Origin of the sequence: Kitasatospora sp. NPDC059160 (assembly GCF_042755465.1) — a bacterium.
GTDB lineage: Bacteria > Actinomycetota > Actinomycetes > Streptomycetales > Streptomycetaceae > Kitasatospora.
This window is the reverse complement of sequence record NZ_JBHZCN010000143.1, coordinates 1-19,687: the sequence shown is the minus strand read 5'-3', so window position 1 is coordinate 19,687 and position 19,687 is coordinate 1. Positions and strand designations below refer to the sequence as shown.

17 protein-coding genes are annotated in these 19,687 nt (G+C 73.9%); 6 read left to right on the top strand and 11 right to left on the bottom strand.

Features of this window, described 5'->3' with window-relative positions:
* Window positions 1–51: 51 nt before the first annotated feature.
* Window positions 52–2,301 (bottom strand): hypothetical protein, encoded by a 2,250-nt coding sequence (locus ACFXOZ_RS38265; protein WP_380594586.1) that lies wholly within the window; start codon window positions 2,299–2,301, stop codon window positions 52–54.
* 535 nt (window positions 2,302–2,836) lie between these two features.
* On the opposite strand from ACFXOZ_RS38265, the gene ACFXOZ_RS38260 reads away from it, so the two are divergent.
* From ACFXOZ_RS38260 to ACFXOZ_RS38250, 3 genes are all read left to right on the top strand, one after another.
* Window positions 2,837–3,085 carry a hypothetical protein gene (locus tag ACFXOZ_RS38260; protein ID WP_380594584.1) on the top strand — a complete coding sequence of 83 codons (249 nt, stop codon included), beginning with the start codon at window positions 2,837–2,839 and terminating at the stop codon, window positions 3,083–3,085.
* Window positions 3,086–3,271: 186 nt separating this feature from the next.
* Window positions 3,272–4,015, top strand: a complete 744-nt coding sequence (locus ACFXOZ_RS38255; protein ID WP_380594582.1) for a class I SAM-dependent methyltransferase — start codon at window positions 3,272–3,274, stop codon at window positions 4,013–4,015.
* A gap of 97 nt (window positions 4,016–4,112) precedes the next feature.
* Window positions 4,113–5,069, top strand: a complete 957-nt coding sequence (locus ACFXOZ_RS38250) for a phosphatidylinositol-specific phospholipase C (protein WP_380594580.1) — start codon at window positions 4,113–4,115, stop codon at window positions 5,067–5,069.
* A gap of 54 nt (window positions 5,070–5,123) precedes the next feature.
* Here the strand turns inward: ACFXOZ_RS38250 and ACFXOZ_RS38245 are convergent, their stop codons facing one another.
* A complete protein-coding gene (locus ACFXOZ_RS38245; protein ID WP_380594578.1) occupies window positions 5,124–6,179 on the bottom strand; it encodes a DUF2690 domain-containing protein in 1,056 nt (351 codons plus the stop codon).
* Between the two features lie 375 nt (window positions 6,180–6,554).
* Between ACFXOZ_RS38245 and ACFXOZ_RS38240 the strand changes: the two genes are divergently transcribed.
* Window positions 6,555–7,103 carry a helix-turn-helix domain-containing protein gene (locus tag ACFXOZ_RS38240; RefSeq protein ID WP_380594576.1) on the top strand — a complete coding sequence of 183 codons (549 nt, stop codon included), beginning with the start codon at window positions 6,555–6,557 and terminating at the stop codon, window positions 7,101–7,103.
* A gap of 172 nt (window positions 7,104–7,275) precedes the next feature.
* On the opposite strand, the gene ACFXOZ_RS38235 is transcribed toward ACFXOZ_RS38240, so the two are convergent.
* From ACFXOZ_RS38235 to ACFXOZ_RS38210, 6 genes are all read right to left on the bottom strand, one after another.
* On the bottom strand, window positions 7,276–8,040 hold the full coding sequence (locus ACFXOZ_RS38235) for a D-Ala-D-Ala carboxypeptidase family metallohydrolase (RefSeq protein WP_375891571.1): 765 nt from the start codon (window positions 8,038–8,040) through the stop codon (window positions 7,276–7,278).
* 79 nt (window positions 8,041–8,119) lie between these two features.
* On the bottom strand, window positions 8,120–8,842 hold the full coding sequence (locus ACFXOZ_RS38230; RefSeq protein ID WP_380522649.1) for a peptidoglycan-binding protein: 723 nt from the start codon (window positions 8,840–8,842) through the stop codon (window positions 8,120–8,122).
* Between the two features lie 224 nt (window positions 8,843–9,066).
* Window positions 9,067–10,155 (bottom strand): N-acetylmuramoyl-L-alanine amidase, encoded by a 1,089-nt coding sequence (locus ACFXOZ_RS38225; RefSeq protein WP_380594574.1) that lies wholly within the window; start codon window positions 10,153–10,155, stop codon window positions 9,067–9,069.
* Window positions 10,156–10,430: 275 nt separating this feature from the next.
* Window positions 10,431–11,189 carry a DeoR/GlpR family DNA-binding transcription regulator gene (locus tag ACFXOZ_RS38220; protein WP_380522652.1) on the bottom strand — a complete coding sequence of 253 codons (759 nt, stop codon included), beginning with the start codon at window positions 11,187–11,189 and terminating at the stop codon, window positions 10,431–10,433.
* 147 nt (window positions 11,190–11,336) lie between these two features.
* Window positions 11,337–12,203 (bottom strand): ketose-bisphosphate aldolase, encoded by an 867-nt coding sequence (locus tag ACFXOZ_RS38215; RefSeq protein ID WP_380522653.1) that lies wholly within the window; start codon window positions 12,201–12,203, stop codon window positions 11,337–11,339.
* 79 nt (window positions 12,204–12,282) lie between these two features.
* Window positions 12,283–13,155 (bottom strand): SIS domain-containing protein, encoded by an 873-nt coding sequence (locus ACFXOZ_RS38210; RefSeq protein WP_380522654.1) that lies wholly within the window; start codon window positions 13,153–13,155, stop codon window positions 12,283–12,285.
* 221 nt (window positions 13,156–13,376) lie between these two features.
* Between ACFXOZ_RS38210 and ACFXOZ_RS38205 the strand changes: the two genes are divergently transcribed.
* Both ACFXOZ_RS38205 and ACFXOZ_RS38200 read left to right on the top strand, forming a co-directional pair.
* Entirely contained in the window at window positions 13,377–14,657 is a 1,281-nt protein-coding gene (locus ACFXOZ_RS38205; RefSeq protein WP_380594572.1) for a 4-hydroxybenzoate 3-monooxygenase, read from the top strand.
* A gap of 51 nt (window positions 14,658–14,708) precedes the next feature.
* Entirely contained in the window at window positions 14,709–16,439 is a 1,731-nt protein-coding gene (locus tag ACFXOZ_RS38200) for a methyltransferase (RefSeq protein ID WP_380594570.1), read from the top strand.
* 49 nt (window positions 16,440–16,488) lie between these two features.
* On the opposite strand, the gene ACFXOZ_RS38195 is transcribed toward ACFXOZ_RS38200, so the two are convergent.
* The 3 genes from ACFXOZ_RS38195 to ACFXOZ_RS38185 form a co-directional block, all read right to left on the bottom strand.
* The gene (locus tag ACFXOZ_RS38195; protein WP_380594568.1) at window positions 16,489–18,111 is read right to left on the bottom strand and encodes a multicopper oxidase family protein; all 1,623 of its coding nucleotides are present in this window, start codon (window positions 18,109–18,111) and stop codon (window positions 16,489–16,491) included.
* A 95-nt stretch (window positions 18,112–18,206) separates the two neighbouring features.
* On the bottom strand, window positions 18,207–18,866 hold the full coding sequence (locus ACFXOZ_RS38190) for a hypothetical protein (RefSeq protein ID WP_380594566.1): 660 nt from the start codon (window positions 18,864–18,866) through the stop codon (window positions 18,207–18,209).
* Window positions 18,867–19,033: 167 nt separating this feature from the next.
* Window positions 19,034–19,687, bottom strand: a 654-nt coding sequence (locus ACFXOZ_RS38185; protein WP_380594564.1) for an RCC1 domain-containing protein, incomplete at its 5' end; no start/stop codon positions are given.

Below are 19,687 nucleotides of genomic sequence, written 5' to 3'. Positions count from 1 at the left end.
GGGGGGGGGGGGGGGGGCCGCCCCGCCCCCCCGCCGGTACCGGGTGGGGCGTCACTTCCGCGGCGGCGCCACCGGGCTCTGGTACGGGTGGTGGTGGGTGCTGCCGATGTGCAGCTCCTCGTCGGGCCTGCCCGCGAGCCTGGGCAGCACATGGGTGCCGAACGGGTCGGTGACGGTGACGGCGGTGCCGCTGCGGCGCACCTGGTGCGGCGAGCCGACGGAGTACGAGGCGAGCGCGAGCCCGGCGCTGGGGCTCGCCCCGGCGGTGGCGGTCCCGAAGAGGGCGCTGGACACGGTGAGCGCGGTCGGCGCGGTGCCGAGCGTGGTGTACCCGGACTGCTCGCCGGCGTAGGCGCTGCCGAAGGCGGCGCCGCCAGTCACGGTGGTGCCGGTGGGCACGGTGACCGGGACGGCGGTGCCCGTCGGGCCCTGGACGGTGACCACGCCGCCCTGGACGTAGCCGCTGACGGTGCCCGCGGTGCGGGTCTGCTGCCAGGCGGTCTGCTGCTGGAGGGTGGTGCCGGCGTCGGTGAGGGTCTGGTTGACCATCGGGGTGTCGGCCGTGTACCAACCGCGGTACGTCGACAGGATGTCCGTCAGCGTCTGCAGGGCGAGCCGGTCGTCGGTCAGGTTCGACTGGTGCATGAAGAACGGCCGCGGGTCGTTGCTCAGCACGTACCCGAGGGTGATCCTCGTCTGCATCGGCAGCACGTAGTCCGCCCAGCCGCGGTTCAGGTCCAGCGGCGTGATGCAGGTCGTGGTGGCCGGGTTGGCCTCGCAGTTGCCGCTGCCGCCGTTGGCCTTCGAGGCGTAGAGCCAGTTGTACTCGCTCACCTCGTCGGACTCGGTGGAGACGTTGTAGAACACGTTGACCGGGTGCCGGGGCACGCCGAGCGCCGAGGCGATCTGCCGTTGGCCGGTCTCCCGGGAGGCGTCCACGCCGAGCCACTGGATGTTGTTCTGGCTGAGCGCGGCGAGGAAGTTCGGGTTGTCGGCGGGCTGCTGCGGCAGCATCACGGTGCCAGAGTGCTCACCGGCGACCAGCTCGCCCGGCCGGAACGGCAGCCCGTTGGCCTGGCCGAACTGGATGTTCTGCTGGATCTGGCTGTTGACGGTGGCCTGGTCGACGTACTGGACCGCGCCGGTGGAGTCGGTCTGGCACTTCCACGGGATCACGGTGAAGTTCTGCACGCAGCCCAGGAACGGGTGCTGGTAGGTGTGGTCGAGCCACATGAAGCTGTTCTTGTTCGCCAGCAGGGCGGTGGTCAGCGGGTCGGTGCCGCCGTTGGCGTCCGCGTAGTCCAGGCTGGGGCCGCCGTTGAACAGGAAGTCCAGGGTGTAGCCGTTCTGCTGCTCCCAGGCGACGGTGGCGCTGACGTCCGCGGGTGTCATCCGGATCGGCGTGGTCGCCGGGACGCTGCCGACGCAGTCGCCCTCGCCCGGGGTGCAGTCGCCGCTCTGGCTCCACCGGGAGTTGGCGTTGAAGAGGTCGTCGATGTGGGCGGAGAAGTAGTTGCGCCAGTAGCCGAGGTGCACGCCCTTGGTGACCCAGTCCACGATGCCGTGCGCGAGCAGCCGGAACTGCTGCTGGTAGGAGTTGTAGGCGAAGGTGAGCACCAACTGCTGGCGGCCGCCGGAGGTGTAGACCCCGGCGAGGGAGCCCTGGGTGCCGGTGCCGGGGACGGTCTCGGTCAGGTACGGCTCGAAGTGCGAGCCGGTGGCCGGGTTGTCGGGCAGCGGGGTCGGCAGGTAGCCGTACGATCCGCTGCCGCCGGCGGTGCCCTCGAAGGCGACCGGGCCGTTCAGGTAGTGGAAGGCGTCGCCGCGGGCGGCGGCGGTCGCGGTGGCGGTGGTGGCGTCCAGCGAGCCGGACCAGGTCGGCGCGGCCAGGCCGGTGTTGGCGCCGGGCCAGACGTAGGCGTCCACCTGGCGGACCTGGTAGGTCTGCTCGTACCCGGTCAGCGTGCTCAGTTCGGCCGCGGAGAGCTGGGTCGGCGCGTCGTTGGGCAGCACCACGCCCTCGAAGTGCCCGTGCGGGGTGCCGTCGGCCAGGGTGTCGGCGAGGAAGCCCGCGGTGATCGTGGCCCGGCCGGCACTGGTCAGGTCGATGACGGTGGTGGGCACGCCCTCGGCGGCCAACTGCTGCCGGATGCCCTCGACCCAGGGGTTGCCGTCGGTGACCACCAGGACGTTCAGGTCCACCCGCGAGCTGGTGGCGGAGGCCGGGAGGACGGTGGCCAGCCCGATCACCGTGGTGGCGACGGCCAAGGCGACGACGGGGAGGAAGCGAAAGGCCCTCACGCGGGAGCCCCCTGCGGTATTGCGGTGAATCGACTCATGTCAGCCGATGATGCCGGTCCGGAAGGGCCCGGCGCAGCAGCCTGGGAACAAGGTTTGCCAAGGTCTGGGGAATTGCTGGCGAAACCCTCGGAGGAACCGGCTCCACATCAATGCCGGTCACTGGGACGACATTTGACGAAGGCCTTGCGTCACGGCCCTGACCAGCCACTTCGCCCTTCCGGAGCCCTTCGCCGACCCCGGATCCCGCACTTCTGGCGAGCGCCTGACAATTCCTCGCCCGAGCGTGCCTCCCGGGATTTCTCCGGCCGCCGCCGGAATACCGGTCAGGTCAATTCCATCGCCCGCGCGGAGGCCCGGCCGGGGCCCGGCCCGGCAGGCCGCCGCCCATCGGGTACGAACCCCGGAACGGCGCGGCCGTCAGGGGCCCGTCAGCGGCGCGTCAGCAGTGCGTCAATCCGCGCGGGCACGAGGGCGGACCGGCGCAAGCTGGGGGACGTACCTGCACGTTCCGCAGGTCCTTCCGGAGGTGAGTCGCATGTCCGTGGTCGCTGCGTTCCATTCCGTCGTGCCCGACGTCCGCCGCCGGGGCCAGGGGCTGCGCGCCGCGTTCGCCCAGGTGCTGGAGCGGCTGGCCGCCAGCCCCCTGGACAGTCCCGTCCTGGGCGCGATGGGCGCGCCGCGCTCGACCGACCGCCCCGCCACCGGGCTGCACGCCCACTGGCACACCGTCACCCGCGCGGACGGGAGCACGGCACTGGAGGCCGACTGGCGCCCCGGCTGCTGAGGCCACCGGCACCGCGACGGCCGTCCCGCACTCCCCTGGGCTCACCGAGGGGGCGCGGGGCGGCCGCCGCACGCCGGTACCGGGCGGGCCGCGCCGGTGATTTTGCCCTTCCGGATCGGGCACCGGTAGACACGGTCCCGACACGGTGCGTGACGACGCCGTGCGCGACCTCCGGAGGCCCCCGCCATGAGCGTGACGAATCGGTACCGGGACGCCTGGGAGGGCTTCTGGGGCGAGGCGCCCGAGCAGCCCGGCGCGGTGATCTGGGACGCCGAGCCGGCCCTCACCGCGGAGCGCCACCTCGCCCTGTTCCGGCCCCACCTGCACGACCCCGACCTGCCGGTGGTCGACCTGGGCTGCGGCAACGGCCGCCAGACCCGCTTCCTCGCCGAGCACTTCCCCCGGGCCGTCGGCGTCGACCTGTCCGGCACCGCCGTCGAGCTCGCCCGGCGCCAGGACCGGTCCGGCCGCGCCGAGTTCGCCCAGCTGGACGCCACCGACCCGGCCGCCGTCCGGGCCCTGCACGAGCGCCTGGGCGACGCCAACGTGTACGTGCGCGGGGTGATCCACCAGAGCGAGCCGGCCGACCGCCGGCCGGTCGCCGAGGCCGTCGCCACCCTGCTCGGATCGCGCGGCCGGGCCTTCCTGGTCGAACTGGCCGAGTCCGCCAAGGAGGTGCTCAAGGGGCTCGCCCAGTCCCCGGCCGGTCCGCCCCCGAAGCTGCGCCCGGTCTTCGCCCACGGGCTCGCCCCCGCCGAGGTGGCCGACGCGGCCTTCGACGGGCTGCTCCGCTCGGCCGGCCTCGCCGTCCTCGCCACCGGCGAACTTCCGTTGTCCCTGACCGAGTTCACCCCCGAGGGCGAACGGATCGAGCTGCCCGCCTGGTGGCTGGCGGTCGGCCCGGACTGCCGGCTGCCCGAGCCGCGCTGAACCCGTTGACGCCGCGGCGGCGTTGGACGAGTGTCAGGACGGACCGATCGTCAGGACTTGTCGTCGCACCCGCGCGCGGGGCGGAGGGAGCCGGGCCATGGGCATCGCACGTCGTGAACTCCTCAGGTGGGGCGCGGGGGCGGGCGGTGCGGCCGCCGTCGGCGCTCTGCTCGGGGCGCCCGCCGCCCTGGCCGCGGGCGGCCCGACCACCCCGGGCGGGGTGCCGACGGACAGCTGGATGGACCGGCTGGACGGGAGCCTCTCCCTGCTCGACCTCACCGTCCCGGGCACCCACGACTCCTGCTGCCAGAACCCCTGGTACGGCACCGAGTGGTCGCACACCCAGAACTGGGGCATCCCGCAGCAGTTGCAGGAGGGCGTCCGCTTCCTCGACATCCGCTGCAACGGCCTCCAGGGGGCGCCCGACGAACTCGGGATCTACCACTCCGACGCCTACCAGCACATCCGGCTCCAGGACGTGCTCGACCAGTGCCGCGCCTTCCTGGCGGCGCACCCGGGCGAGACGCTCCTGATGCGCCTGCGCAACGAGCGGGCCGGCGGCCAGGCCCTCGACGACCAGGAGTTCCAGCGGCGGGTCGACCACTACCTGGACGCGCTGGGCTACCGCGGCCTGTTCCACCTCTACGGCTGGCCCGCCCTCGGCGCGGCCCGCGGCAAGGTGGTGCTGCTCGCCGACTTCGCCAACCCCTGGGGCCTGATCGACTGGTCCAGCGGCCAGAACGCCTGGTTCGACACCCAGGACGTCTGGCAGACCGGCGGCACCGACCCGCTGGGCGACAAGGGCCGGTACGTCGTCGCCCAGTTCGACAAGGCCTTCGCCAGTCCGGGAAATCCGAGGATGTTCGTGAACTTCCTCAGTTACGCGGGCGGCTACTGGCCCCGGAACAGCTCGCAGGCCGTGATGGACCGGGCGGTTTACCCGTACCTGAGCGCGCGCACCCGGCAGCGCGCCCGGTTCGGCATCGTCCCGATGGACTTCCCGGACCTCCACGTGAACGTGCTGCAGATGCTCGTCGACAAGAACTTCGTCTGAGCACCGGTGTCCGTTCCGGTCTCCGGGGCCCCGGCCCGTCCACCGGAAAGAGGGTCAGGAGGAGGGCGTCACCGTCGGCACGAGGGTGGGAGTGGGGGTTGGGGTGGGGGTGGGCGAAGGGGTGGTGGCCAGGGCCTGCGCGCGGGCGGCGGCGCCGGACAGGGGCAGGGTGCAGTCTTCGCCGTCCTTCTGGTGGCCGCACACCCGCAGGACGGTGTTGGGCGCGTCGGCGTCCACCATCTTCGAGTAGTTGTCGTAGCCCCAGTGGATCAGCGCGGTCTCGTGCCCCCCGGTGCCGGTGGAGATGGTGGCACTGTCCCCCGGGGAGCCGTCGGTGATCCCGGCCCAGGCGGCCCGGCAGCGCGCACTGTAGTGGAGGTAGAGCACGACCTTGCCGATGGTGCCGGTCAGCACGGTCTGGTCGTCGGCCTCGCAGCCCATGGCCTGCGGGTCCTTGCCGGCGCAGCCGACGGACTGGCAGAGCTGGGGCGGCAGGGCGCCCGTGCTCACCGCGGGCGGGGCGATCGGGGCGGTCGGCTCGATCAGCGCGGGCACGTGCCCGGGGGAGGCCGCGGCGCCGCCATCGCCGTTCAGACCGTGCAGGTAGAGGCCCGCGACCAGCAGGAGCACGGCGACGGCGGCGACCGCGACCAGCGCCTGCGGCCGCCGCCAGAGGGCGACGCGGGCGACGGGGAGGGACACCGGGACGGGCAGTGGGACAGGCAGTGGGACGGGTACGGGCACGGGCACGACGGCGGGCTCAGCGGCGGCGGTCGGGGCCGCCTCGGTCGGGGCAACGGCGGCCGGGGCCACGGCGGCCGGGGCGCCGGGCGTCGCCTCCGCGTCGCGCGCGGCCTCGGCCTGCCGCAGCAGGGAGGTGAGCAGCACGGCGTCGCAGTCCAGCGCGGCGATCAGGCCGGCCAGGGCCTGGGAGGTGATCAGACGCTTGCCGTTCAACCAGCGTTCCCAGGACGCCTTGCTGAGGTAGGTCAGCCGACCGAGCTCGGCGAGCGAGATCCGGTGCGCGTCCTTGACGGCGCGCAGTTCCTCGACCAGGCGTCGAGCGGGTTCCGAAAGATCGTCAGGGAGCGGTTTCCAGGACTGACTCACGTGTGGGGCACCTCTGGCAGGTCGTCGGCAGACTCGAACTGATCTTCTTTCGGATGATCAGCTTAATCTCTCCCGCCTCGCGCTCCCATCCGGTTTCCGCCGCACCCGGGCGGATCGTCTCAAGGGTTTCCTGATCCGCGTCCCAACCCGCAGCTCAGGACCCTGGGGACGACGCGCAGCGTCTCAGAAGCTCCGGAGACGGTCGAAGATCGGTGCCCGATCGCGCAGAGTTGGCCGCGCCGGGTAGCCCAGGAGTCAACACCGGTTCTGGTCCGGTTAAAGACTTCGCCGCAGACAGCACGGACGGGGGGCGCCCGGTGCAGTTCGGATCCATGCACCACAACGGTCATCTCAGAGGAAGTTCGGGGAAACCTCATGGGCCGCCACCACGCGTCCGAGATCACATCACCATCACCTGAGTCACTCGCGTCACTCACCTCACTCGCGTCACCCGCAGCAGCGGTAGCAGCCGCCTCACCCGCCGACCGGCTCGCCGGCGAGCTGCAGTCCTTGAAGAACCGGTCGGGCCTCACCTACGCCCGGCTCAGCGAACGCACCCACTACGCGAAGTCCTCGTGGGAGCGCTGGGTGAACGGGAAGCAGTTCCCCCCGCGCGGCGCGGTGCAGAGCATCGCGGTCGTCTGCGGGGGCGATGCGGAGCTCCTGCTGGAGCTCTGGCACCTCGCGGAGAGCCGACGCCTCGTGTCGGCCGCGCCGGGGGCCCCCGGGCCCGGCGGCACCGCCTCCCCGTCCGGGCCGGCCGACGGACCGTCGGCCGACGCCCCGGGCGGGGAGGACCACCCGGAGTGCCCGCACGTGCGGCAGGCCGCCCTGCTGCGGCGGCTGGCCCTGGTCTCCCTCGCGGTCGGCGCGGGCGGGGTCCTGGCGGTCGCCGGACGGCGCTCCCTGCGGCGCGGGGCCTGACCGGCCGCGCCCGACCACCCTGGTCCCTGTGGGCAGCACAGGAACCTCGACGCACCGCCGGAGGCACCGGAACCACCCGGCACCACCGGCACACGACAGAGCGGCACCGCGCCCTTGGGGAGGGCGCGGTGCCGCCGCCGTTGTGGCCCGGACAGGGCCGTGGCGTCCGCCGTTACGCGACGCCGTCCTGCCACCACCAGAAGCCCGAGCCGTAGTTGGAGTGCTCGATCCGGCTGTCCACGTGCTGCCAGGAGACGGTGTGGGTCTCCAGGCCCGAGAAGCCGCAGGTCTCGGCGATCCGGTAGACGTCCAGCGTGGACAGGCCGGAGACCGCCGTGTCGGCCGCCACCCCGTAGGTGTGCATGGAGTTGCCCGCCCCGCCCACGGAGGCGTTGTACGCGGTGCTGCGGAAGCCGGAGTTGATGGTGACCGCGCGGTCGCCCGCCTTCTTCCGCAGCGCCTCCAGCTTGTACATGGTGCGGCGGACGTTCTCCTTCACCTCGTCGGCACCGACGTTGCCACCGCCGAAGCCCGAGCCGTCGTGGCTGGTGAACTCGGACCAGTTGAAGTGGGCGGTGGAACCGTCCGACTTCTCCAGCGCGTTCAGCGCGCCGAAGGTCTGCGGGCCGGCCACGCCGTCCGCGCTGAGCCCGTAGGCGGCCTGGAACCGGCGCACCGCGGCCGCGGTGCCGGGCCCGAAGGAGCCGTCCACGGCCACGCAGGTCTGCGAGGCGGAGTCCGCCGCCCAGCCCGCGACCCGGATCTGGAGCTCGGTCACGGCGGAACCGGAGGAACCCTGGCCGAGGTTGCCGGACCAGCCGTAGGCGGCGGCCGGACGCGCGAGGCCGACGTTGGCCACCGCGGCGAGCCCGGCCGCGGCCACCGCGCCGGTGCCGTAGCGCAGCAGGGCGCGACGGTTGAGGGAAGAGCTGTTCACCACGTGCTCCTTCGAGGAGTCGACAGGGGAGGACGTCGTACGGGGCGGTGCGGGTGGCCGGTCGGGACCGGCCGGCCGGTCAGTACCAGTTGTGGGACTGCCAGAAGCTCCAGGCGTTGCACGGGGAGCCGTAGCGGCTCTGGATGTAGTCCAGGCCCCACTGGAGCTGGGTGGCCGGGTTGGTCCGCCAGTCGGAGCCCGCGCCGGCCATCTTGTCGCCGGGCAGCGACTGCGGGATGCCGTAGGCGCCGGAGGAGGGGTTGGTCGCGTAGACCTTCCAGCCGCTCTCGTGGTTGTAGATCTGGTCCAGGCAGCCGAACTGGCCGCTGACGCTCCAGCCGTGGGCGGGGAACTTCCACTGGGCGGTGATCTGCACCGTGCGGGCGACGCCCATCGCGTTCATGGTGGCCGGGCCGGCGATGCCGTCGTTGCTCAGGTTGTGGGAGTGCTGCCAGGTGCTGACGGCGCTGGTGGTGCCGTCGCCGTAGGCGCCGTCGGCGCCCGAGCCGGCCACCCGCTGGACCTCGGCGACCTTGTTGTGCAGGGCGAGTTCGGTGCGGCCGCCGTAGACGCCGTCCTCGTCGAGGCCGTTGTCGTGCTGGAAGCTGCGGACGGCAGCGGTGGTCTGCGGGCCGTAGTTGCCGTCGACGCCGCCGCTCGCGAGGTAGCCGATACCCACCAGGTTGCGCTGGACCCAGGTGGTGCTGTCGGTGGCCTGGGCCGCCTGTGCGGGCAGCAGGGCCAGCACGGCGGCGGCGAGCACGCCTGCGGCGAGCGCGCGCAGGGCCGAGGTTTTCTTCACGGTCGATCCCATTCCGTCGGGTGCCTGTCGGTCGATCAAGCAGTGCCGCCCACTCTCGGGGGGCGGCCGCCCGTCCCTCCAGGCGTCGGCGGCACCAGGGACGTCCCGGGTGCGCCGGGGACGGTGGGCGGAGGCGGTGGGACGGGCCCCGGAGACCCGTGGGACGGGCCTGGGACGGGCGTGGGACGGCCCCGACGGGCGCTCGCGGGAGGCCGGTGACCGGGTCAGGCCAGCAGTCGGCTCCAGGTCCGGGCGTCCACCAGGCCGTCGGCCGGCAGCCCGGCGGAGGACTGGAAGGACGTCACCCCGGTCTGGGTGCCCGGGCCGAACGCGCCGTCCACGCTCACCTGGATGCCGTGCGCGACCAGCTGGCTCTGCACGGCCTGCACCGCGCTGCCCGAGGCACCGCGGGCCAGCGGCGCCACGGCCTGGCTCCAGGTCTGGTTGCCCGCGACGCCGTCGGCCGACGCGTGGGTGGTGTTCTGGAAGGCCGTGACGGCGGCCTGGGTCGCGGGCCCGTACGAGCCGTCCACGGTCAGCGACTGGCCGCGCTGCACCAGCAGGTACTGCAGCGTCCGCACCTTCTCGCCCGAGGCGCCGCTGCCGAGCACCGGCCAGACCGGGCCGGTCGGGTCCCCGCCGATCCGCGCGGCGACGTCCCGGCGGATCTGCGGGATCAGCGCGTAGAGGCGGTCGCCGGGGCACTCGGTGTTGTTGAAGTCGCGGTGCCCGTAGACCTGGTAGGCGCGCAGCCCGTACTGCTGGCAGATGTAGGTGATCAGGTCGATCAGCGCGGCGTACTGCTGGCTGCGCGGGTCGACGGTGCTGTACGTGCCCTCGTTCTCGATGCCGATGGCCACCGTGTTCTGCGCGGTGCAGTGGGCGCCCTCGACGTGCTGGCCGCCGCCGCGCAGGGTGGCCAGGCTGCTGTGGCGGCCCTCCATGACGTAGGCGCCGCGGCTGACGGTGAAGTGCTGGCCGGTGTCGATCCAGTGCTCGCTGTCCATCTGGTAGGTCTGCATCGAGCGGGCCAGCGAGAAGGCGGCGGCCTGGGAGTAGTCCGTCACGTTGGGCGTGGCGGTGTGGTGGACGATCACCTTGTCCGGCGCGCCCGGGACGACGTTGAGCGGGCTGCTCGCCGGGCGGGCGCCCCAGGCGCCGGTGTCGGCGATCACCGGGCCGGTGGCGGCGGCGGCCGCCCCGGTGGTCAGGGCGGAGCCCAGCAGGGCGCCGGTGCCGACGGCGAAGGCGCCGGCCAGGAAGGTGCGGCGGCCGGGGCCGACGGGGGCGGAGGTCGGGTCAACGGCGTTCATAGGGGGCGACCTGGTCCTTCGGGGAGCGGGAGGGGACGGAAGGACCCCTGCCCCCGGACCTGCTGACGGCACGGGGGCAGGGGTGGCCTCGGACTCGGCAGGGGTCCGCACGTCCGCACCTCGGCGGACCGGACGGCAGTCACGCTAGGAGCGGCCCGCGCCCGTCCGCCACGCTTCGCCGTCCCCTCCCGCGTCCCAGCACTGTCCCGGGACGGCCAGGGCGTGCCCTGACGCCGCAGGCCCGCCCGTCAGGCCCGGCTCGTCAGGCCCGCTCGTCAGGCCCGCCGCACCCGGACGCCGCTCTCGGCGATCGCCTGCTCCTGGGCGTCCGGCAGCCCCGCGTCCGTCACCAGGTCGTGGACGTCGGTGAGCGGGCAGATCGAGGCGAAGGTGACCCGGCCGACCTTGGTCCGGTCGGCGAGCACGACGGTGTGCGCGCTGCTGCGCAGGAACGCCCGGTCGGTCTGGGCCTCCATCTCGTCGTGGGTGGTGCAGCCCTGCTGGACGGTCAGCCCGTCCACGCCGATGAAGGCCAGGTCCAGGTGGTACTGGTCGAGCATCCGCTCGGCGGCCGGGCCGACCAGCTCGTAGCTGGCCGAGCGGGCCAGGCCGCCGATCACGACCAGGCGGACCTCGGGGCGGACGATCAGCTCGGCGGCGATGTTCACCGCGTTGGTGACCACGGTGAGGTTGCCGCGCTCGGCGAGCACCCGGGCCAGCTCGGTGGTGGTGGTGCCGCCGGTCAGACCGACCACGGCGCCCTCCGGCACCAGTTCGGCGGCGGCCCGGGCGATCCGGCGCTTCTCCTCCGCCTGCTGGTCGCTCCGGTGCCGCAGCGGGATCTCCAGGTTGACCGCCCCGGTCACCGCACCGCCGCGGGTGCGCTGGAGCAGCCCCTGGTCCTGCAGTTCCTGGAGGTCCCGGCGCACGGTCGCGTCGGACACCCCGAGCAGGTCGGAGAGCGTCCGCACGTCCGCGCTCCCCGCCTCGGCGATGTGCGAGACGATCCTGGCGGCGCGATCAGCTTTGAGCATGGACGGAGTGTAGTTCAGCCCGGGTCGACGGTCGGTGACTGCACCCGCGGACAGCTCCGCGCACCCGCGCGCAGCGAACCGCGCAGCCGACAGTGCAGCCAACCGCGCAGCCCGGCGGCGGGCGCCGGTTCACGGCGGGACGGCCGGTCAGGGCGAGACGGCGGCCCGGTCCGCCGCCCGGGGCGCGGTCAGCACGCCGAGCAGCCGGGTGACCTCGCGGGCCACCGCCGCCCTCCCGTCCCCCAGGTAGGTCCGGGTGTCCACCAGTGCGGGTTCGGCGGCGAGCCGGTCGCGGACCGCTTCGGTGAAGGCCTTGTTGAGGTGGGTGGCGATGTTGACCTTCGTCATCCCGTGGGCGACCGCCGCCGCGAGGACGGGCTCCGCGACCCCGGAGGAGCCGTGCAGCACCAGCGGCACCGGGACGGCGGCCCGCAGCGCGGCGATCAGGTCGAGGTCCAGCGCCGCCGTGCGGGTGAGCATGGCGTGCGAGGTGCCGACGGCCACGGCCAGCGCGTCGACGCCGGTGCGGGCCACGAACTCGGCGGCCTGCGCCGGGTCCGTCCGGGCCCCGGGGGCGTGCACCCCGTCCTTGCCGCCGACCTCGCCGAGTTCGGCCTCCACCCAGACGCCCGCCTCCTGGCACTGCCGGGCCACCTCGGCGGTGGTGCGCAGGTTCTCCTTGTACGGCAGCGCCGAGGCGTCGAACATCACCGAGCCGAACCCCAGCGCGAGGGCCTCCGTCACCAGCGGCCGCTCGGTCGCGTGGTCCAGGTGGACGGCCACCGGCACGGCGGCGGCCCGGGCCACCGCGAGCGTCGCCGCGCCGATCGGCGCCAGGCCGCCGTGGTAGCGCACCGCGTTCTGGCTGAGTTGCAGCACCACCGGCACCCCGGCGGCCTCGGCCCCGGCGACGATGGCCTCGGCGTGTTCCAGCTGGATGACGTTGAACGCCCCCACGCCGCGGCCGCCGTCCACCGCGGGCGCGACGATCTCTCCGGTTCCGACCAGGGTCACGGTGCTCCTTGGGGCTGTGCCGTCAGCGGACGGGCGGGGCGGGTGGCCGGGCCGGGCGGGCGCTCCGCCGGGCGGCCGGTCACGGCTGGTCCAGCACGATCGAGCGGGTGAGGTGGCGCGGCCGGTCGGGGTCGAGGCCGCGCCGGACGGCGAGGCCGACGGCCAGACGCTGGACCCGGACCAGTTCGGCCAGCGGGTCGAGCCCGGGCACGCTGACCGCGGCGCCGGTCGCCCCGGCCTGGTCGGCCAGGCCCGCCGGCGGGGTGTCCAGGAACCAGACCAGGCCCTCCGGGCCGCTGACGCTGATCGGGCCGTGCCGGTACTCCATCGCCGGGTAGGCCTCGGTCCAGGCGGCGGAGGCCTCCCGGACCTTGAGCGCGGCCTCGTTCGCCACCCCGCAGCTCCAGCCGGTGCCGAGGAAGGTGAACTGCCGCGCCTCCAGGGCGCCCCGGGGCAGCGGCTCGGCGAGCGCCGTACGGGCCTGGGCGGGCAGGTCGGCCGGTGCGGCGCCGAGGTGGGCGCGCAGCAGGACGAGGGCGGTGGTGGCGAACCTGGTCTGGACGACGGACCGCTCGTCGGCGAACTCCAGCGCCACCAGGTGGCGGGCGGCGGCGCCGACCGGGGTCCCGGGGTCGGCGGTGATCGCGACCGTCTCGGTGCCGCCCACCCGGGCGAGGGCGTCGAGCACCTCGGTGGTGGTGCCGGAGCGGGTGAGCGCGACGATCCGGTCGTAGCGGCGGCCGAGCGGGAACTCGGAGGCGGCGAAGGCGTCGGTCTCGCCGTGTCCGAGGGATTCGCGCAGCGCCGCGTAGGCCTGGGCGATGTAGAGCGAGGTGCCGCAGCCGATGACGGCGACCCGCTCACCGGGTTCGGGCAGGTGTTGCGGGGCCAGTTCCAGGGCGCGCTGCCAGCAGTCGGGCTGGCTGGCGATCTCTTCGTCGACGTGGGCCATCAGGTCCTCCTGCGCGAGACTGCACGAATGTGCGTGAAGATGATCGATTTATAGTCGAGACCTCCATCATTGCGCAACAGTGCGCAGTCCCGATCATCTTCGAGCAGGGCGCCCGGGAGTCGGCGATTGTGCGAAGCACTGGTGAAGATCATCACCCTTATCACCGATCCGAGGGATTCCGGCGCTTCCTTGTATCCAGCGGTGGCTAAGCTCCCCGTACTGTGACTGAACGTCAGACAGGCCGAACAGCCCAGCAGACCGCCGATGTCGTCATCCTCGGCGCCGGACCGGCCGGACTCACCCTCGGGAACCTCCTCCGAGCCGCCGGCATCGACTGCGTCGTCCTCGAACGGGCCGACCCCGAGCACGTCCGGACCAGGGCCCGGGCCGGGTTCCTCGCTGCCAACACCGTCCGCGTCCTGGACCGCCACGGCCTCGCCGACGGCCTGCACCGCCACGGGAAACCGCACGGCACCTGCGAGTTCCGCACCGAGGACGGCAGCTTCCGGCTCGACTACGGCGCCCTCGGCCGCCGCGAACTCCACACCGTCTACCCCCAACAGGACCTGGTCACCGACCTCCTGACGCACTACCTGGCGGCTGGCGGCCGGATCGCCTTCGAGACCGAGGCCCGGGCCGTCGAGGGCATCGACGGCCCCGCCCCCACCGTCACCGTGCGCGACGCCGAGGGCCGCCCCGGCCGCTGGCGGGCCCGCTACGTGGCCGGCTGCGACGGCCGCCACGGCGCGGCCCGCCGCTCGCTGCCCCCCGACACCCGCCGGTACCACCGCGACCACGGCGTCTCCTGGCTCGCCCTGCTGGCCGAGGCGCCCCCGAGCATGGACGCCGTCGGCTACGCGATGCACCCCGAAGGCTTCGCCGGCCACATGGCCCGCACCGCCGACGTCACCCGCTACTACCTCCAGTGCCCGCCCGGCACCCCCGCCGACGCCTGGTCGGAGGAGCGGATCCGGACCGCCCTCGACCGGCGGCTGCGCGCCGACGAGCACGGGCCGCTGCACCACGGCCGGATCCTCCACCGCTCCGTCGTCCACCTGGAGTCGGACGTGCTCGACCGACTCCGGTACGGCTCACTGCTGTTGGCCGGGGACGCCGCCAGCCTCCCCGCCCCGGCCGCCGCGAAGGGCGCCAACCTGGCCGTCCTGGAGGCGGAACTGCTCGCCGAGGCGCTGATCGACGAGCTCCAGCGGGGCGACGCCCGGGCGCTCGACGGCTACTCCGCGCGCTGCCTCACCCACATATGGCGGGCCCAGGAGTTCGCCCACTGGATGATCCAGCTCCTGCACTCCCCCGTCGGCCCGGGGAGCGGCGCGGCAGTCGGCCCGGTGGTCGGCCCGGCGGTCGGCCCGGCGGTCGGTGCCCAAGCCGGCCCGGCAGAGGAATCGTTCTTCCACGAAGCCATGCGGCGCTCCCGCGTCGAATCCCTGCGCACCTCGCGCACCCACCAGGACTGGTTCGCCGAGAACTACGTCGGCATCTGACCCGCCCTGCCCACCGGGCGCCCCCGCCCCCGCACCAAGGACTCCCTCCCCATGACCGCGACACCCCCGGACGACACCGCCCGCCTGCGGGCGACGGCCGAGTTCGTCAGGGAGCACGACACCGCGACCCTGCTCCCGCTGCTGCTGCCCGACCTCGACGGACCGGAACTGCGGGCCCTGGCCGAACGCTGCCGCTTCTCGCACGCCGCCCTGCTCGTCCTGCCCCCGGACGACGCCACCCTCCGCGCCCGACTCGCCTCCTGCGGACTGGAACCCGACGCGCCCCCGCAGCCCAGCGTGGTGGTCCGCAGCCGGCTCGCCCGGCGGTACGGACGCGCCGAGGCCGAGCTCGACGTCAGCATCCTGCGCCCGCCGGTGCCCGGCCCCGACGGGGAACGCAGCGTCGAGGTGTTCGTGCTCACCGTGCCGCCCGGCTCCGACCTCGCCGAACTCGCCGACCAGGAGCGCGCCCACGAGCACGAGGCCCACCTCGCCTTCGACGTCGCCCACCCCGACCCGCTGGCACTGCGCGGGCTGTGCGCGCTGCTCACCCGGCACGGCGCCGCCCCCGACGGCGGCGGCTACAACCCCCACGAGGACTCCACCGTCCTCTACTTCACCACCCCGGCCGGCTCCCGCACCGGGTACCGGCGGGTCGAGCTCCACGCCCACGGCGACCACCGCACGGTCCTCGCCGACCACCTGGGCGAGGACCCCACCCAGCGCTCGGCCGAGACCCTGCTGCACCAGCTCACCGGCGCCTGGACCACCCAGGCCCTGGCGGTCAGCGCCCGGATGGGCCTGCCCGACGCCCTGGACACCCGCACCGCCACCGCGCCGCGGCAGCTCGCCGACGCCCTCGGCGCCGACCCGCAGAGCCTCGCCACCCTGCTGCGCTACCTCGCCATGCTCGGCGTCGTCGCCGAACACCCCGACGGCTACCGGCTCACCGGCACCGGCGCCCTGCTGCGCGCCGACGCCCCGGCGTCGATGCGGCCGCTGGCGCTGATGTACGGCGGCCCGTTCTACCGGTCCTTCGCGGAACTGGAGCACACCGTGCGCACCGGGGAGGCCGCCTTCGACCACCTCTTCGGCGAGAACCACTTCGACCACTTCGCCCGCGACCCCGAACTCGCCGAACTCTTCGACCTGTCGATGGCCGCCAGCGCCCGGATGTTCGACCCGCTCCCGGACCACCCGGTCGTCACCGCCGCGGGCTCCCGCGCCGCCGCCGGGACGGTCGTCGACATCGCCGGCGGCAACGGCGAACTGCTCGGCCGGCTGCTCGCCGCCCACCCCCGGCTGCGCGGCGTCCTGCTGGAACGCCCGCACGCCGTCGAGGCCGCGCGCCGCCGCCTCGACGCCGCCGGCCTCGGCGGGCGCTGCGGCTACGTGACCGGCGACTTCGCCGACGTCCCCGGCGACGCCGACGTCTACGTGCTGTCCCGGGTGCTGCACGACTGGGACGACGAACGCTGCGCCGAGATCCTGCGGCACTGCGCCCGGGCCATGCCCGCCCACGCCGACCTGCTGATCGTCGAACGGCTGCTGCCCGCCGACGGCTCGGCCTCGCTGGCCACCGCGTGGGACCTGCACATGATGGCCAACACCGGCGGGCGCGAGCGCCGCGCCGACCACTACGGCCGGCTGCTCACCGACGCCGGGCTGCACCTGCTGGACCACCGCCCGCTCCCGCTGGGCGCCGCCGTCCTGCACGCCCGCCGGGCCGCCGTCCCGGCCCCGACCGGCCCGTCCCCCGCCCCGGCCCGCGCCGGCGCGTAGCCCTCGGGTGCCCCGCCTCCGCCTCGGCGGCGGGGCACCCCACGGCGCGTCAGGACCGGCGCGGCTCCACGTACTCGACGGTCTGCATCATGCCGAGGTCCTCGTGCTGGAGCTGGTGGCAGTGGGCGACGGCCCGGCCGGTGAAGTCCTCGTAGCGGACCAGCAGGGTGACGGTGTCGCCCGGTCTGCCGCCGGCCAGGTCGACGGTGTCCTGCCAGACCGGCGGGTCCAGCCGCTCGCCGTTGCGGTGGGTGACCAGGACGTGGTTGGTGTGCAGGTGGAAGGGGTGGTGGAAGGCGGGGTTGGTCTCGGCGGTGCGCAGCGTCCAGCGCTCCACCCGGTCCAGTTCCAGGGTGTGGTTGACGTAGCCGGGGTCGAACAGGCCGTAGGCCGGATCGCGGGTGGGGTCGCCGGCGGGGTCGGCGACGGGGGTCGGGTTGCTGCCCAGCATCCGGTAGGCGTTGGGGAAGGGGGCGGGGAAGACGCCCGGATCGACGTGGAACACCACTTCGCGGTCCGCGTCCGGGTTCGCGATGTCGCCCTCGTCGAGGAACGGCTTGCCGGCCGGCAGCGCGGTCGGCAGGTCCATCGGCGGGTCGAGGGCCTCGCCCGTCACCTCGACCGTCATCAGCGGCGCGGTCCGCCCGTCGGCCCGCAGTTCGTAGCTGCCGGGGGCGTCGGCCCGGACCAGGACGTCGGCCCGGTTGCCCATGGTCAGGCGCACCGCGTCGGTGGCGACCACAGCCGGGAAGGTCACGCCGTCCTGGGCGATCTGGTGGAGGGTGAGGTCCCCGCCGCCGCCGGTGAGCCGCAGCACCGGCGCGGTGAAGGCCGTCGCGCAGACCAGCCGCCAGCGCTGCACCTCGCCCGGGCGCAGCGTCACGGTGGGGTTGACCGCGCCGTTGACGGTCAGAACCGCCGGGACGGCGGCCAGCGCGTTGCCGGAGGTGAAGTCGGGGACCTTGCCGTCCTTGAGCCGCAGTTCGTTGAGGCAGACCACCAGGTCGGCGGCGGCCGCGATCTCGGGGACCTCGTCGACGTCGCCCTCGATGACGAGGACCCCGGCCATCCCGCCGACGATCTGCACGGAGGTGGCCCCGTGCAGGTGCGGGTGGTACCAGTAGGTGCCGGCCGGGTGGCCGGCCGGGACGTCGATCGTCGTCACGTACTGCGGTTCCGGGGCACCGGCCTCGACCTCCTCGGCGGTGCGCGGCTCGAACACCCGGAGCACGTTGTCGGCCTCCCCGGTCGGGTCGACGTGCAGGCCGTGGGTGTGCAGGTTGAAGCTGTTGAAGCCGTGCGGCCGGTTGTGGTCGCCGTCGTGGGGCTCGTTCGGCGGCAGGCCGTTGACCTGGGTCAGCCGCAGGGTGTCCCCGGCGCGCAGCCGCAGGGTCGGGCCGGGGATCGTCCCGTTGTAGGTGCGGGTGGTGACCGTGCCGTAGCCGGGGACGACGGTGTCCGTGAACCGCACGTCGAGCGTCTGCTCCAGCACCGCCCCCGCCCGGCCGGGCACCGGCCGCGCGGTGCGCAGAGCGGGCTGGGGGAACGGCTGCGGCCCGGCGGCGGCCGCCGCGTACCGCCGGGAGAGGATCCCGTCGGACGCGGCCACCAGGACCGCGGTGGGCAGCGCCTTGAGCAGCGACCGACGACTGATTCCGACATTTTCGCTCATGGTCGGGCAATCTAGGTCAACCAGCCCGGGCGGACCGGAAAGCACACCGGGCACCCGCCGGCCGTCACCCCGTCATGACCGTCAGCTCGTGTCCCTCAGCCGGACCAGACGGTCACCGTCGCCTCCAGCTGGTAGTCCGCCGGGGCGATGGAGTCGACCTTGATCAGCGCGGTGCGACCGCCGGGGGTCCTGAGGCAGATCAGCGTCCCGACGCTCACGTGGGCCGAGTCGCCCGGGTGACTGGCGGCCCAGTCCGCGCAGGCGGCGCCGGAGGGCGGCGCCTGGCCGGTCCAGATGCCGAAGCTGTTGTGCTCCGAAGTGATCTCCTCGCGCACCACGGCCGTCGTGGCGGTGAAGCCCGCCGCGTAGATGCCCTGGGGGACGCCGGGGTGACGGCCCGGCGGGGTGAGGTCGAAGTCGGCCCCGCCGTCCATCGGGATGGCGACCTGGCCGCTCCAGACCACGGCGGGCCCGGCCGAGGAGGGCGGCGCGGGCGGGTTCGGCACGGCCGTGGCCGTCCCCGTCACCGCACCACCCGTCACCGCGCTGACCGGCGGCGCCGTCGGCGTGTCACTTCCCGGCCGGATCGCCGTCCCCAGGATCAGCGCCAGCACCCCGACCGCGACCACCCCGACCCGGGCACCCCCGCTCTTCGGCCCCGGCAGGCTGATCCCGGCCCCGCTCGCCGTCTCCTTCGCGAAGGCCACGACGAAGCAGAGCAACCCGAACACCCACAACGTGATGGTTCCTGCCACGGACCCCGTCCCCCGCCTGCGCAGCCGACCTCGAACGCGCAGATGCTACAAGGAAGCTGACACCACGGCAGGACATTTCCGCCGGTGCCGGTCCGCCCCTCCCCGGCGACGGCCCGGCCCCGGCGGGAGGCGTCGCCGGGGCCGGGCTGTCGTCCGCGAGCGGAGCGTCAGTTCGCCAGGCTGAAATCACCGCCGACCGGGGCGGCGATCTTGTCCACACCGGTCAGCGCGGTGAGCGAGGTCACCGGGGTGCTGCTGTCCGTCGTGGTGCCGTTGGCCAGCTGACCGGAGCCGTTGTTGCCCCAGGACTGGACGGTGTTGTTGCCCAGCAGGGCGACGGTGTGCTCCCGGCCACCGGCCACCAGCTGCACGCCGGTGACCCCGGGGACGGGGACGGGGGTGATCCGGTAGTCGGTGGTGCCGTCGCCGATCTGGCCGGAGGTGTTCTGGCCCCAGGCCTTGAGCTTGTTGTCGCTGTCGGTGACGGCCAGGCTGTGGTTGCAGCCCGCCGCGATCTGCGAGACGCCGCCGAGCCAGATGCCCTGGGTGTCGACCGGGGTGTAGCGGCTGATGGTGCTGTTGTCGCCGAGCTGGCCGGTCGCGTTGTAGCCCCAGGCCTTCACGGCGTTGCCGCTGGTGGGCTTGGACGGGCCGCTCGGCGGGCCGACCAGCGCCAGGTTGTGGTTGCACCCGGCCGCGATCCGGGTGACGCCGGTCAGGTTGACCACCGGGGACGGGACGTTGCGGCTGGCCGAAGTGCCGTCGCCCAGCTGACCGTTGATGTTGTAGCCCCAGGCCCAGACGGTGCCGTCCTCGCGCAG

Excerpts from the sequence above, each read along its gene's own strand:
- ACFXOZ_RS38240 (WP_380594576.1), top strand. The coding sequence starts at position 6,555 with ATGGGCCGCCACCACGCGTCCGAGATCACATCACCATCACCTGAGTCA.
- ACFXOZ_RS38250 (WP_380594580.1), top strand. The coding sequence starts at position 4,113 with ATGGGCATCGCACGTCGTGAACTCCTCAGGTGGGGCGCGGGGGCGGGC.
- ACFXOZ_RS38255 (WP_380594582.1), top strand. The coding sequence starts at position 3,272 with ATGAGCGTGACGAATCGGTACCGGGACGCCTGGGAGGGCTTCTGGGGC.
- ACFXOZ_RS38225 (WP_380594574.1), bottom strand. The coding sequence starts at position 10,155 with ATGAACGCCGTTGACCCGACCTCCGCCCCCGTCGGCCCCGGCCGCCGC.
- ACFXOZ_RS38260 (WP_380594584.1), top strand. The coding sequence starts at position 2,837 with ATGTCCGTGGTCGCTGCGTTCCATTCCGTCGTGCCCGACGTCCGCCGC.
- ACFXOZ_RS38200 (WP_380594570.1), top strand. The coding sequence starts at position 14,709 with ATGACCGCGACACCCCCGGACGACACCGCCCGCCTGCGGGCGACGGCC.
- ACFXOZ_RS38210 (WP_380522654.1), bottom strand. The coding sequence starts at position 13,155 with ATGGCCCACGTCGACGAAGAGATCGCCAGCCAGCCCGACTGCTGGCAG.
- ACFXOZ_RS38220 (WP_380522652.1), bottom strand. The coding sequence starts at position 11,189 with ATGCTCAAAGCTGATCGCGCCGCCAGGATCGTCTCGCACATCGCCGAG.
- ACFXOZ_RS38195 (WP_380594568.1), bottom strand. The coding sequence starts at position 18,111 with ATGAGCGAAAATGTCGGAATCAGTCGTCGGTCGCTGCTCAAGGCGCTG.